The sequence below is a fragment of the Streptobacillus felis genome, from assembly GCF_001559775.1.
GTDB lineage: Bacteria > Fusobacteriota > Fusobacteriia > Fusobacteriales > Leptotrichiaceae > Streptobacillus > Streptobacillus felis.
Genome location: NZ_LOHX01000152.1, coordinates 23,849 through 38,245 on the forward strand (window position 1 = coordinate 23,849; position 14,397 = coordinate 38,245).

11 protein-coding genes and 4 tRNA genes are annotated in these 14,397 nt (G+C 25.4%); 11 read left to right on the forward strand and 4 right to left on the reverse strand.

Annotated elements, in window-relative coordinates; translation table 11 throughout:
* Positions 1-6 precede the first annotated feature (6 nt).
* The 8 genes from AYC60_RS02750 (at position 7) to AYC60_RS02785 (ending at position 5,964) form a co-directional block, all read left to right on the forward strand.
* Complete coding sequence (locus AYC60_RS02750; protein ID WP_067321001.1) at positions 7-1,596, forward strand: NAD(P)/FAD-dependent oxidoreductase; 1,590 nt, start codon at positions 7-9, stop codon at positions 1,594-1,596.
* Positions 1,597-2,391, forward strand: a complete 795-nt coding sequence (locus AYC60_RS02755) for a sulfite exporter TauE/SafE family protein (protein ID WP_067321004.1) — start codon at positions 1,597-1,599, stop codon at positions 2,389-2,391.
* Positions 2,392-2,436: 45 nt separating this feature from the next.
* Positions 2,437-2,522, forward strand: a tRNA-Leu gene (locus tag AYC60_RS02760).
* Between the two features lie 5 nt (positions 2,523-2,527).
* A tRNA-Gly gene (locus AYC60_RS02765) sits at positions 2,528-2,603 on the forward strand.
* Positions 2,604-2,606: 3 nt separating this feature from the next.
* Positions 2,607-2,682: transfer RNA gene (locus tag AYC60_RS02770), tRNA-Lys, on the forward strand.
* 96 nt (positions 2,683-2,778) lie between these two features.
* The gene (gene dtd / locus AYC60_RS02775) at positions 2,779-3,231 is read left to right on the forward strand and encodes a D-aminoacyl-tRNA deacylase (protein ID WP_067321006.1); all 453 of its coding nucleotides are present in this window, start codon (positions 2,779-2,781) and stop codon (positions 3,229-3,231) included.
* A complete protein-coding gene (locus AYC60_RS02780) occupies positions 3,231-3,866 on the forward strand; it encodes a C40 family peptidase (protein WP_067321009.1) in 636 nt (211 codons plus the stop codon). The genes dtd and AYC60_RS02780 overlap by 1 nt, the downstream gene beginning before the upstream one ends.
* Before the next feature lie 118 nt (positions 3,867-3,984).
* Positions 3,985-5,964, forward strand: a complete 1,980-nt coding sequence (locus tag AYC60_RS02785) for an elongation factor G (RefSeq protein ID WP_067321011.1) — start codon at positions 3,985-3,987, stop codon at positions 5,962-5,964.
* Positions 5,965-5,986: 22 nt separating this feature from the next.
* Here AYC60_RS02785 and AYC60_RS02790 read toward each other — a convergent pair whose 3' ends face one another.
* Both AYC60_RS02790 and AYC60_RS02795 read right to left on the reverse strand, forming a co-directional pair.
* A complete protein-coding gene (locus AYC60_RS02790) occupies positions 5,987-8,731 on the reverse strand; it encodes a sigma factor-like helix-turn-helix DNA-binding protein (protein WP_067321014.1) in 2,745 nt (914 codons plus the stop codon).
* Positions 8,732-8,796: 65 nt separating this feature from the next.
* The gene (locus tag AYC60_RS02795; RefSeq protein ID WP_082762551.1) at positions 8,797-9,912 is read right to left on the reverse strand and encodes an anaerobic sulfatase maturase; all 1,116 of its coding nucleotides are present in this window, start codon (positions 9,910-9,912) and stop codon (positions 8,797-8,799) included.
* Positions 9,913-10,033: 121 nt separating this feature from the next.
* Between AYC60_RS02795 and AYC60_RS02800 the strand changes: the two genes are divergently transcribed.
* From AYC60_RS02800 to dapB, 3 genes are read left to right on the forward strand one after another with little or no spacing between them, the layout of a single operon-like run.
* Positions 10,034-11,392: an MATE family efflux transporter gene (locus tag AYC60_RS02800; RefSeq protein WP_067321017.1), complete on the forward strand. Its 1,359-nt coding sequence runs from the start codon at positions 10,034-10,036 to the stop codon at positions 11,390-11,392.
* Positions 11,385-12,158, forward strand: coding sequence for an SDR family NAD(P)-dependent oxidoreductase (locus AYC60_RS02805; RefSeq protein WP_067321020.1), 774 nt, complete (start codon positions 11,385-11,387; stop codon positions 12,156-12,158). Before AYC60_RS02800 ends, AYC60_RS02805 begins: the two co-directional genes overlap by 8 nt.
* On the forward strand, positions 12,155-12,871 hold the full coding sequence (gene dapB, locus AYC60_RS02810) for a 4-hydroxy-tetrahydrodipicolinate reductase (RefSeq protein WP_067321022.1): 717 nt from the start codon (positions 12,155-12,157) through the stop codon (positions 12,869-12,871). Before AYC60_RS02805 ends, dapB begins: the two co-directional genes overlap by 4 nt.
* 50 nt (positions 12,872-12,921) lie before the next feature.
* On the opposite strand, the gene AYC60_RS02815 is transcribed toward dapB, so the two are convergent.
* Both AYC60_RS02815 and AYC60_RS02820 read right to left on the reverse strand, forming a co-directional pair.
* Positions 12,922-12,997: transfer RNA gene (locus tag AYC60_RS02815), tRNA-Thr, on the reverse strand.
* 60 nt (positions 12,998-13,057) lie between these two features.
* Entirely contained in the window at positions 13,058-14,344 is a 1,287-nt protein-coding gene (locus AYC60_RS02820; RefSeq protein ID WP_067321024.1) for an FAD-dependent oxidoreductase, read from the reverse strand.
* Between the last annotated feature and the right edge of the window lie 53 nt (positions 14,345-14,397).

The window sequence follows — 14,397 nt, forward strand, 5'->3', positions numbered from 1 at the left end:
GAAAAAATGTTAAGAATTACTAATATTAAAGTAGACATAGATCATAGTATAGATGATATTAAAAAAGAAATGAAAAATATTTTAAAAGAACATGAAATAAAAAATTTTAAAATTACTGGTAAAGCTATAGATGCAAGAAATAAGAATAATATTAAATATGTATATACCATTGATTTTGAAAGTGATGAAAAAGTATATAATAATATAGAAAAGTATAAGAATGTATCAATAATCGAGGAATACATTTATCCACAACAAGTAATAAATGAATATGTAGGAAATAGACCTGTTGTTATAGGTACTGGTCCTGCAGGTATGTTAGCAGCATTAATTTTGGCACAAGCAAATCTTAGGCCAATAGTAATTGAAAGGGGAAAAGCTGTAGATGAAAGAGTAAATGACGTATATACTTTTTTTGAAACAGGTAAATTAGATGAGGAGTCTAATGTACAGTACGGAGAAGGAGGAGCAGGTACTTTTTCAGATGGTAAATTAACAACTAATACACATAATATTAGAATAAAAAAAGTTGTTGATGAACTTATAGAGGCAGGAGCAGATGAATCTATTTCATATATTTCAAAACCTCACTTAGGTACAGATGAACTAGTTAAAATAGTTGAAAATATAAGAAAAAAAGTAATTAATTTAGGTGGAGAATATAGATTTAAAAATAAGTTTGTTGGTTATAGAGAAGAAAATAAAAAGTTGAAAAAACTTAAAATTTTAAATTTAGAAAATAATGAAGAGTATGAATTGGAAACTGATTATGCAATATTGGCAATAGGGCATAGTGCTAGAGATACGTTTGAGATGTTAAATGATAATAATATTGATTTATCTAAAAAAGTATTTTCTATAGGTGTTAGAATTGAACACAAACAGGATATGATTAATAAAGCACAGTATGGTAAATTTTATGATAAATTACCCCCAGCAGAATATAAATTAAATGTTAGAACTTCTAATGGTAGGGGGGCATATACTTTTTGTATGTGTCCAGGTGGAGTTGTTGTCCCTTCATCAAGTGAGAAGAATAGACTAGTAGTAAATGGTATGAGTTATAGTAAAAGAGATTTAGAAAATGCAAATTCAGCTGTTTTAGTTAATGTAACTCCAGATGATTTAGGAGAAGGAAATTTATCTGGTATGTATTTTCAAAGAGAATTAGAGGAAAAGGCTTATATAATGGGTGGATCTAATTATAAAGCTCCTGTACAAATGGTTAAGGATTTTATAAATAATGTTGAAAGTGTTAAAATAGGTAATGTTAAACCAAGTTATTCAATAGGATATAAATTATGTAATTTAAATGAATTATTTCCTAGTTTTGTTTCAGAAACACTTAGAGAAGCATTCCCTAAATTAGATGATAAAATTAGAGGTTTTGCAGGAAATGACGCTATAATTACAGGTATTGAAAGTAGAACATCATCTCCTATTAGAATAAATAGAGATGATAAATATAATTCAAGCATTAAAGGATTAATACCTTGTGGTGAAGGTGCAGGTTATGCAGGTGGTATTATGAGTGCAGCAGTTGATGGAATAAGATGTGCAGAAGCTGTTATAAATTTAATATTAGAGGAGGAATAGATGCTTATTTACATAATATATTTCATAATAATAATGTTTGCAACAAGTGTTGGCTCACTATCTGGTATGGGTGGTGGTGTAATAATAAAACCAAGTCTTGATGCATTATCATATTCTAATTTAGATAATATTAATTTTTATTCATCTTTAGCGGTATTAACTATGTCTATAGTATCCATAATAAAAAAATCTAGACAAGGTGATAAAATAGCTGGGAAACAGTTATTTGCAATTGCAACAGGATCTATTTTGGGAGGTAAATTAGGGTTGCAAATTTTTAAAAATGCACTTTCATATTTTCCAAATGATAATATTGTAAAATTAATACAAATAGTAATAACAGTAATAATTCTTTCTTTATCTATATACTATACGAGTAAGTGTAAGTTTACATTTAATTTAAATAGTTATTTTATATATTTTGTTGTAAGTATGGGTTTAGGTATAGTATCAACATTCTTAGGTATAGGTGGAGGGCCTATTAATGTTTCTTTATTTATATTAATATTTGGAGTAAGTATGAAAAGTGCTACTCTTTATTCTATATCTACAATATTTTTCTCACAACTTTCTAAAAATTTTATAGATTTTTTTGTAACAGGAATTTCAGGATATAATCTATATCCTTTAATTGTTATTATTCCTGCAGCAATATTAGGTGGAAATTTAGGTACTAGAATTAATATTAAATCAAGTAATGAATTTGTAAGAAAAGCTTACAATATTATAACTATGTTTGTAATTTTACTTAATATTTTTAACGGTATTAGAATCATATTAAAAATTTTTTATTGACAATATTATCAAAATAATGTATAATAATTTTTGTCAATAAGAAATGCCTTGGTGGTGAAATGGTAGACACACAGGACTTAAAATCCTGTGGGAGCAATCCCGTGCCGGTTCGAGTCCGGCCCGAGGCACCATGTATGCGGGAGTAACTCAGTTGGTAGAGTGTCAGCCTTCCAAGCTGAATGTCGCGAGTTCGACCCTCGTCTCCCGCTCCATGTGAGTCATTAGCTCAGTCGGTAGAGCACTTGACTTTTAATCAAGGTGTCACTGGTTCGATTCCAGTATGACTCACCATCTACATAAAAATAATCAATTTATACATTAAGGAAGAAAGACTCTTCCTTTTTTTTATTTTTTATGTTATAATAAAATGAGAGGAGTGTCTAGATTATGAAAATGTTAATTCAAAGAGTGAATAATGCAAAAGTTTTATTTGAAGATGGAACATTTAATTCTATTGGTAAAGGACTTTTAGTTTATTTAGGAGTTCATAAAGAAGACGACCTTGATGATATACAAATCTGTATTAAAAAATTAATTAACCTTAGAATATTTGAAGATGAAGATGGAAAAATTAATTATTCATTGTTGGATAAAAATTTAGAAATTATGGTTATAAGTAATTTTTCACTTTATGGAAGTATGAAAAAAGGTAATAGACCTTCATTTAAAGAATCTGCACCAGCTTTAAAAGCAAATGAGATTTATGAAAATTTCTTAAAAGAATTAGATAAAACTAATGTATCTTATACTACAGGGAAATTTCAAACTTATATGGATGTGCAATCAAGTAATGATGGTCCAATGAATTTTATTTTTGATACAAGAGAAGGAGACAATTAATGTTGAGATACAAGAAAATGATATTAGTATTATCTCTTGCACTTTTACCAGTAACAAGTTTCAGTGCAACTAAAATAAGCCTAAAGAAATCTTCTGCAAAATCTCAAAGAGAATTAGTAATGCAAGATTCAAACTCAATATTGTTTGATTCAGAATATATTCATGATCAATCATATATTGATAAGAAAATAAATGAAATTGAAGAATCAGTAATGTCAATGTCTGGTGTATACAACAGCCTAGATAATATAATATTAAAAAATAAGTTATTCAGTGCATTTGATAAATGGGCTGGAACTAAATATAGGCTAGGTGGAACTGGACAAGGTGGAATTGATTGTTCAGCCTTAACAAGAGAAGTTTTTAGAGATGTATTTGGATATGAACTACCAAGAGTAAGTGTTGATCAAGTGCAAAAAGGAAGAAAAATTGCTAGAGCTGAAATGAAACCTGGTGATATTTTATTCTTTAGACCTGAAAATAGGGTAAATCACGTAGCAGTATACATTGGTAATTCATTGTTTATTAATGCTTCATCTTCGCAAGGTGTTGTACTATCAAGTTTAAATAACTCATACTGGGGTAAATATTTTAAATATGCAGTAAGAGTTGATGCGGCAAGAGAAGTGAGATAATTTAAATATTAAGTGCTTAAATTTTTTAAGCACTTTTTTTTTATTGCTTCTTGTTTTTTTTAATTTTCAAGCTATAATGTTAATATAGTAGTAATCAATATTTTTAGGAGGTACAGGTATGAAAGTATATGCCAGTGATAATATTAGAAATGTGGGAATTTTAGGACATAGTGGTTCTGGAAAAAGTAATATGTTAGAATCATTAGAATTTACAGCAAATTTAATTTCTAGAATTTCATCTCCAACAGAACAATTTAAAATGTCAAATACAACAACATTGTCTGCTGTAGAATATCAAAATATGAAATATAATTTATTGGATATTCCTGGTTATTCAGATTTTTATGGTGAATTAGAATCAGGATTAGCTGCTATAGCAGGTGCTATAGTAACTATAGATGCAACTACAGATTTAAGTGTTGGTACTGAAATAGCTTTAGAATTAACAGAAGAAAGAAAAATACCTAAATTTATTTTTATTAATAAAATAGATTCTGATAAGGCAGATTATGTAAAAATTTTAAATCAATTAAGAGAAAAATATGGTAAAAAAATAGCACCTTTCCATATACCATGGGGAAAAGGTGATGATTTTAAAGGACATATTAATGTTGTTGATTTATTCGCAAGAAAATATAATGGAAAAGAATGTGAAACTGTTAAAATGCCTGAAGAATTTGAAGGTGAAGTACAATCAGTGAGAGAAATGCTATTAGAATCTGTAGCAGAAACTGAAGAAGTATTAATGGATAAATATTTTGCTGGTGAAGAATTTACAACAGAAGAAATACATAGAGGTTTAAGAAAAGGAGTATTAGATGGTACTCTAATTCCTGTGGTTTGTGGATCAACATATAAAAATATTGGATTACATACTACTTTTGATATGATGAGAGAATATTTACCTACACCAAAAGATAATAAGAAAAATATTGATATAGCAGAATTTGTAGGACAAGTATTTAAAACTGTGATAGATCCATTTGTTGGAAAAATATCATATGTAAAAGTACTTTCAGGAGAAATTAAAGCTGATTCTGAAATATATAATGTTAACAAAAGAGAATACGAAAAAGTAAATAAAATATATACTTTAGTTCACGGGGAAATGGTAGAATTACAAAAAGCTACTATGGGAGATATAGTTCTTCTAACTAAACTTAATTTTGCACAAAATTCAGATACTCTAGCTAAAAATGAGAAAATAGAAGCAATAGAAGAAATAAAATTCCCTAAAGAACAAATGTTAGTTGCAATAGAAGCAAAAAATAAATCTGATGAAGATAAAATATCAACAGCATTACATAAAATTAGAGAAGAAGATTCTTCACTTTATTGGAGACGTGTTGTTGAAACTGGACAAACAGTACTTGGAGTACAAGGAGAAATACATGCAAGTTCTGTAATAGCTAAATTAAAAGAAAGATATGGTGTAGAAGTAGTTACTGAAGAATTACAAGTTCCATATAAAGAAACTATTATTGGTACATCTGATGTTCAAGGTAAACATAAAAAACAATCTGGTGGACATGGACAATATGGAGATGTAAAAATTAGATTTAGTCATTCAGAAAAAGAATTTGAATTTGAAGAAGAAATAGTAGGAGGAGTAGTTCCTAAAGGATATATACCTGCAGTAGAAAAAGGTTTATTAGAATCAATGAAAGAAGGAGTACTAGCTAAATATCCTGTTACAAATATTAAAGCCGTATTATATGATGGATCTTATCATGATGTTGACTCTTCAGAAATGGCATTTAAACTAGCAGCAAATCTAGCATTTAAAAAAGGTATGTTAGAAGCTAAACCGGTTTTATTAGAACCAGTAATGGAATTAAAAATAGTTGTACCTGAAGAAAACGTTGGAGATATCATGGGAGATATTACTAAAAAACGTGGTAGAGTATTAGGAATGCAAGCAGTTGGAAAAGATAAACAAGAAATATCAGCAGAAGCTCCAATGGCAGAAACATTTAAATATTCTAATGATTTAAAATCTATGACTCAAGGTAGAGGATATTTTGAAATGAATCTTGTAAGATATGAACAAGTTCCACATGATATAGCTAAAAAAATAATAGAAAAAGCTGAAAAATAAAATACTAGGCATCAAGTGATGCCTAGTATTTTTGTATAATATTATTTTCTTTATCATAAAAAATATTTTTATTATCTATAATATTATATTCTAATTTATTTTTTTCAAAAATAAGTCCATATTTTTCTTTTATTATACTAATCAAGTCTTCAATCTTTAAAGAATTGTAATCTGTAATAATTCTTTCTATAATTACGTCAATTATTTTAATAGTATTATCAGAGTTAAACATCATTAAAATATTTTTTGTAGAATGTCTTGAAATTATTTCATCTTTCATTTCTGTTAAAATTGAAGAATAAAAGTAGTCGGGTAAGTTATCAGCAATATCATAATGATATCCTTTATCTCTTAAATATTTGATAGAAAAAATTTCATCTTTATTTAACTTTGATAAAATATGGGAAATATATTCTTTTATTTTTTCTTTTGTAACACCTCTTTTATTTAATTCATTAATATTAATATATTTTCTATATTCATATTCCACAATTTCAAAATTTCTTTTTAATTTAGATATCTCAGCATATGTTGCTGTAGTATTAGTAAGTTTTATTTTTGATAAATCAATTAATGGATTATTTTTAAATAAGCTTATAATATAATTATGTATATTATTATATTTATTACTAACTACATAACCAACATAGTTTTTAAAATTTAGTTCATTTAAAGTAAAAGGATTAATCTTTCCATTTTCTTCATATCCAAAAGTTTCATAAAATATATTTTTTAAATCAGTAGTTGTATAAAAATCTTCTGTTAGTTTTTCTTTTAGAATTTTTAACTCATAATTTGATAAAAAATTATAGTCTATTTTCAAGATGTCATTTTCCATAAACATATTTAATTCATGTAAATAGTTTGAAAAAAAAGTTGGTTTCTCAATACCGTATATCTTTTCATATTCTAATGCTAAATCATCCTTATGAATGGGTGCAGTTTCAAAAAGTAAATCTAATACTTGTTTTTGTCTACTAGCTTGACCAAATTCTAATGTAGGCATACGACCATAATTTATGTATTTAGATGGATATATTTTTTTTAGTAGATTATGTAATTCATATTGATCTCTAATATCGTATTTTTTCATTAGTTCTGGGTAATCTCTAAGGAATTTTAATGTAGATATTTCTACATCTTTATATTGCTCTAAGTTTAAAATATCTAATAATTCAGTATAATCATTATTGTCTATGTTATAATATCTGAATTTTCCCATATTCCAAAGTATAAATTTACTATCTGATAATTGATTTATTACTCCACGACCTAAATTTATTATTTTACTGGTAATTTTATTTTGAGGTATATGATTTATTACGTCGTTATATAGTTCTGTTAGCGTTTCAAAATCAATTCCATCAGTCGCAAGATTTTTTAATATATATACTATTATACTTGTTCTGTCTATTTTGATTTTATCATCACCTAAATTAAAATAATCTCTATAAAAATATATATTTAAATCTTCTTTAATATATTTTGGGATTTTATTATCACTAAAAGCAAATCTCATTTCTTTTTTTCCTTTAGAATATTTTAAATCTAAATAATTATATGTAATTATACCATTTGTACTTTTAAAAGTTTCAAATGCTTTACAAGGTATGTTATAGTTTTGGAATAAATATGAATAATTTTCTTCTATGAAATAATCATTATTATAAAATGTATTTATTATTTTGCTTAATATTTGTCTTACTCTTTCTCTTGTTAGATTTAGTGGTTCTGCAATTGTTTGTAATGTTTTACCATTAATTTTTTCTGTAAAAATTTCTTTTTCCTTATCATCCAATTCAATCACTTTTTCCAATATTGACTTGTAAGAGTAAAAGTAAGTAATTTCATTTTCTATTTCATTTTCAAAAATATCATTATTTTTTATCAATGAGTTAATGATATTATTTAAATAACTAAATTGTAAATAAGAATATCTTTCTGATAGTTTATTTTTTGATAAATATCTATTGATTTTTATACATGTTTTTATAGACTTATAATACTCATCAAATAGTAAATCTAAAAGTTCAAAATTATTAAATCCATCTATTTCAATTTTATTTTTAATTAAGTTTAGTTTATTTTTACTGATTGTATAATAAATTTCTTTATATTTGTAGTATAAAGTTTCAGATAAAAAATCAGAGTGAATTATATTCCTATTTTCTATGATAGGTATATATTTTTCAATTTCTATTAATACATTTTTTTTCATAGTTGGTGATAAATTTGTATTAATAAAATCACTGTAGGTAAAAATTCCAATATTATTTAAATATCTTAATTTTGAACTTTTTTTCAAAATATGTTTTAATGATATATCGTATATTTCAACTAGATTATGTTGGAATGTTGTTGCTAATTTAAGACTATTTTCTAAATTATTTATTGCAACTTCTATTTCTTTTATTTCATTGTTGTCAAAATTATTGGAATTCTTAAGTTTAGAAAATTCCTCTAAAGTTAATGGATCTATTTTAAATAATTTTTTTGAAATTTTTGGATTTAAATTTAATTCTGTTAAAAAAAAGTTTTTAGCATTTTTATAATCTAAAATTTTATTTTGAAGAATATTATTATAAACAATTTTTGTTTTCCCATAATTATAGATACATATTTTATCAATATTTTTTAGTTCTTCTAATGCAATATTGATTGAATCTTTATTATATGATTTAAATTCTTCATAGATTTCCTCAATAAAAAAATGAAAATTATTTTTTTTAATAAAATTTTCTATATCATGTATTAACTGATTAATCATAAAAAACTCCTTGTATAATAAAGTTATATTATATTTTACATAATCTTAATATAATATACTAATTGTTATCTGATTATATATTTATTTCTAATTTCAACTAATTTATCTAGATTTCTTCCTAAAAAATATTTATAACTTTCACAAAACTTATTTATATTATTTTGATCTTTATGTCTTTTACAACCACTTCTACAAATTTTTAAATACTTACAATTTTTACAATTTTCATCTAATTTAAATGATTCTTTTACAAAATTTAATGCTTTTTCTGAAAATATAATATCAGGGATACTATCTGTATTTATGTTACCTAATCTTCTTTCATCAATAACATAGAAATCACATGGATAAACAGAACCGTCAGCTTCAATTACAGTATTTACAGAACAGTGACCAACCATATCACAAGCTTCTGGATTTCTTCCTGTAAGAATTAATAGTAGATTTTCAAAATATCTAATACTAATAATATTTCCTTTTTCTAAGTCTTCGTTCCATAAATTGAAAATTTCATCTAAAAATTTACCATAATTCTCAGCAGTAAGTGTGTAATCTTGTTCATCATAATTTTTTAGAGGGTCAAGAGCAGGTATAAATTGTATAAATTTAAAATTTTGTTCTTTAAAAAAATTATATATTCTCTTAGCATTTTTAGCAACTTCAAAATTAATTACACACAGTATATTAAAATCTATATTATTTTCTCTTAATTTGTTGATGTTATTCAATACCGAATCAAAAGTTCCCTTTTGCCTAATATCTATTCTAAAAATATCGTGTATATCTTTAGTACCATCTAGTGAAACACCAATTAAATAGTTGTATTTTTTGAATAAATCAAACCATCTTTTGTTAAGTAATGTTGCATTAGTTTGTAATGAAAATGTTGTATTTATATTATTTTTATTATATTTCTCAACTAGTTCGTGTAATTTGTAGAAATAGTTTATTCCTCTCATAGTAGGTTCTCCACCTTGGAATAAAAAGTTTACCTGATATTCTACACAATCATAGACATTTTTAACTAGATTTTCTAATGTTTCAAAAGTCATATTTCCATAAGTATATGTTTCTCTATTTTCTGCTACATCAAAATAGAAACAATAACTGCATCTTAAATTACAGTTACAAGATGCAGGTTTTATTAATAAATTAATACTTCTCAGTTTATTTAATTTCATATTATACCTCACTAATATGATTATACATCATATAATAAAATAAAACAATATGATAAAAAATCTTGACTTAAAATGAATGATAAAGTATTATTAGATATAATGAAATAAAAAGAGGTTATGTATGAATAATTTATTTAAAATGAATTTAGATGAAAGACGTGAGATGATAATTCATGGTGATACTGTAAAAACTATTATGTTTTTAACTATACCCATATTTATGATGGCTATAGTTCAGGTATTAATTCCTTTTTCAGATGGATTATTCCTAAATAAAATTTTAGGGACAGATGTTGGTGCTGGTGTTTCGTATATGCAACCAGTATACAATATGTTAATTGCTATATCACAAGGACTTAGTGTAGTTGCTATGTCCATGATAGGTCAACTTAATGGTAAAGGAGATTTTAAAGGAGTAAAAAACGTTGCTATGCAAGTATTAGTATTTGGATTTTTATTAGGAATACTATTGATGCCTGTATGTTTTTATGGTGCAAAATATTTAGCACCAATAGATCCTGTAATAAGAGAATATGCAATAACATATTTTGCATTAAGTGCGTTTATTATACCATTTCAGTTTATGGCTGCTATATTTAATTCAATTAAAAGTGCAACTGGAGAGCCAGAAGCTACATTTTATAGAATGATAGTATTATTAATATTGAAAATTATTTTTAACTTTATATATTTAGTAATAATTAAAATGGGATTAGAAGGAGCTATATTTGCTTCTTTAACGGCATATATATTTACAACTATATGGATGTATTATGATTTATTTATAAAGAAATCTAAATTTAAGTTAGATATATATGAATATAAGTTTGATTATCCTATAGTAAAGGAAATGATAAGGTTATCAATACCAACTATAATATCGTTTACTTCTATAAATTTTGGTTTTTATTTAATAAACGGAGAAGTAGAAATATATGGAGCAGATGTACTTGCAGGTCTTGCTATTGCCTCACAAATTAGTAATATATGTTTTACTGTCCCTACATCTATAGGAACTACAGTAACAACTATGATAAGTATGAATATTGGACTTGGAAATGTTGAAAAATCTAAAGATATATATAGAAAAGGTTTAATTATTGGTGAAATTATAGCATTAGTGTTATTAGTTTTAGTACTTTCTACATCTAAATATGTAATATCTTTATATGACCCTAGTGTAAATGTTGCAATTAAAACACAAGAAGCTTTAAATATTTATACATATTCAGTATTTCCGTTTGCTTTATTTATTATTACACAATCTGTATTTAATGCATTAGGAAGAAATGTTTATCCATTAATAATGTCTTTTTTAAGAATATGGGTTTTCAGATATTTATTTATAAGAATGACTAGTTCTTATTTAGGTTATTATTCTGTATTTTATGGTAACCTATTTTCTAACTTTTTAGCTGCAGCAATATTTTATATGATAATTAGAAAGAGTAGTTGGAGGAGTAATATTAAATATGAATAAATATGTATTGATTACTGGAGCAAGCTCTGGTATAGGACAAGAACTTGCAAAAAAATATGCGGAGAAGGGGAATAATTTAATTTTAGTAGCAAGAAGAATTAATATATTAGAACAATTTAAGAATAATTATCCTGATATAGATATACATATATTACAAAAAGATTTAAGTAATGTAGAAAGTAGTAATGAAATTTATAAATATACAGAGGAAAATAATCTTTTTGTAGTAACACTAATAAATAATGCTGGTGTAGGTTTATTTGGAAATTTTATAGAAACAGATCTTGAAAGAGAAATATCTATGATTAATTTAAATATAGTATCACTAGTATCTTTAACTAAGTTGTATTTAAAAAATATGAAAAATAAAAATGAAGGACAAATATTAAATGTATCTTCAGTTGCAAGTTTTATGCCTGGACCAAAGATGAGTGTATATTATGCTACTAAAGCCTTTGTTACATCTTTTTCTAATGCACTTTATCATGAATTAAAAGATAGTAATATTAAGGTTTCAATTTTAGCTCCAGGAGCAACAAGTACAGGTTTTGTTAAAAGTTCAAATTTAGAAAATTCTAAATTATTTGATAATATGCGGGTACAAACACCTGAATTAGTTGCAGATTATACTATGATAAATATGGGTAAAAGATTAATTATACCTGGTATTTTAAATAGATTATCAGTATTTTCTACTAGATTTACACCCACAAAATTACTAATGTATTTTGTTGAAAAAATACAACAAAGAAAGGATGAAAAATGAAAGTTTTATTAATAGGGGCAGGAGTTATGTCTGAATACTTAATTACTTCAATTAAAGAAAAAGGATATGAATTTATTGGAAGAGTAGACCTTTTTGGTAATGGAGAATTTGATTCTTTTTCATCAGTGGATAAGGATTTTGATGTAATTATTGATTTTTCAAACCATTTATTAACGAAAGATGTTTTAAATTTTGCAATGAATAAGAAAAAAAATGTATTAATTGCAACTACTGGTCAAACTGATGAAGAAATGGAAATAATAAAAGAAGCTAGTGAAAAAATTGCAATATTAAAATCTACAAATACTTCTTTTGGAGTAAATGCATTAAATAAGATAGTTGAATATGCAACAAAAATCCTTAATGAATTTGACATTGAATTAGTAGAAGCACACCATAATAGAAAAGTAGATGCTCCTAGTGGTACAGCTGAAACATTACTTGATATAATAGATGAAAGTTTAGGGGAAAAAAGGGATAGAGTATATGGTAGAAGAAATGAAAAAAGAGAAAAAAAAGAAATAGGAGTTCATTCAATAAGAGGAGGTAATATAGTTGGAGAACACAATGTTATTTACTCTAAAGGTGATGAAATAATAGAAATAAAACATAGTGCTTTATCAAGAAAAATATTTTCAGATGGTGCAGTAAATATAGTTGAAAAATTAGTTAAATTAGAAAATGGATTATTTAATATGAAAGATGTAATGTAAAAAGGAGAGTTTTAAACTCTCCTTTTATCTATACTTTAATTTTATTCAAGTGGTGCCGCTTATCGGATTCGAACCAATCACCTGCTGATTACAAGTCAGCTGCTCTACCTAATGAGCTAAAGCGGCATATAACTTATTATACAAAAAAAGTTTTTAATTGTCAATAAAAAAAGGAGAAAAATCTCCTTATTTTATTACCTTTCTATATAGAACTAATAATGGGTTCCATACACTAGCATTAGTTGGTGAATATGCAAAGTCTATTGATATTAAATCATCTATTTTAATTTTAAATCTAATAACTATTGATATTTGATCTATGAATTGAGCTACAGCTTCATAACCTATAATAGTTGCTCCTAGTACTAAATTTGTGTCTTTGTCATAAATAATTTCAGCTTTACCAGGTTTAGATGATTCAAATGCAGAATTTTTAGTTAATACTTCCATACTAACTTTACCAACATTATATCCTTTGTTTGTAGCTATTTCTTCAGTTAATCCAGTTCCTGCTATTTTTAAATCAAAGAATGATGTAGCATATGAGTTATTAACACCTATAAATTCAGATTTTTTTCCTGATAATATTTTTGCAAGCATCATTCCATGTTTGTTTGCAACATCACCAAAAGGGGCATATGTATAATCATTAGTTATAATATTTTTATTTAATACAGCATCTCCGAGTGCATATACATCTTCAATATTAGTTTTGAAATTATTATCAACTATTATTTTTCCGTTTAATAAATCTAATTTATCTCCTAATATTTCAGTTTTAGTTGTAATACCTGTTGAAATAATAAGTAAATCAAAATCTATTTTATGATTATTTTCAAGTACTACATTATTTTCATTAAATTCTTTTACACCGTTTCCAAGTAATATATTTACATTTTTTTCTTCTATTTTTTCTTTTAATACATTTCTATATTCAAGCGGTAAAATATTAAACACTTCATTTGATTTTTCTACCACAGTTACATTTATATTGTTTAAAAGTAAGGCCTCTACCATTTCAAGACCTATAAATCCCAGACCTAGTATCAATGCATTTTTAGGTTTATTAGTTTCTATGAACTTTTTAATATTAATTGCATCAGTTGCATGTGATAGAGTAAAATAGTTTTCTTTTTTTATGTTTAATGTTGATTTTGCACCTACAGCTATAACTAATTTATCATAATTTAAAGTATCTATATTTGTTTTTATATATTTTTCATCATAGTTAATTTCTAATACTTCAGTATTAATTCTTACATCTAATCCTTTATCAATGAAAGTTTGAGCAGGAGAACCTATAACCTTCTTTAAAGGCAATTCATTAGCTATGTAATATGGAGAAGGACATCCAGCCCAAGATACATATGGACTTTTTTCTAAAATTATTACTTCATCTTGAGGGTTCATTTTTTTATATTGAGTAGAGAACATCATTCCAGCTGCTCCACCACCTATTACTACTATTTTCATATTTACCATCCTTTGTAATTGCTTTCTATTATTGTATCTTATTTAAAAAAATT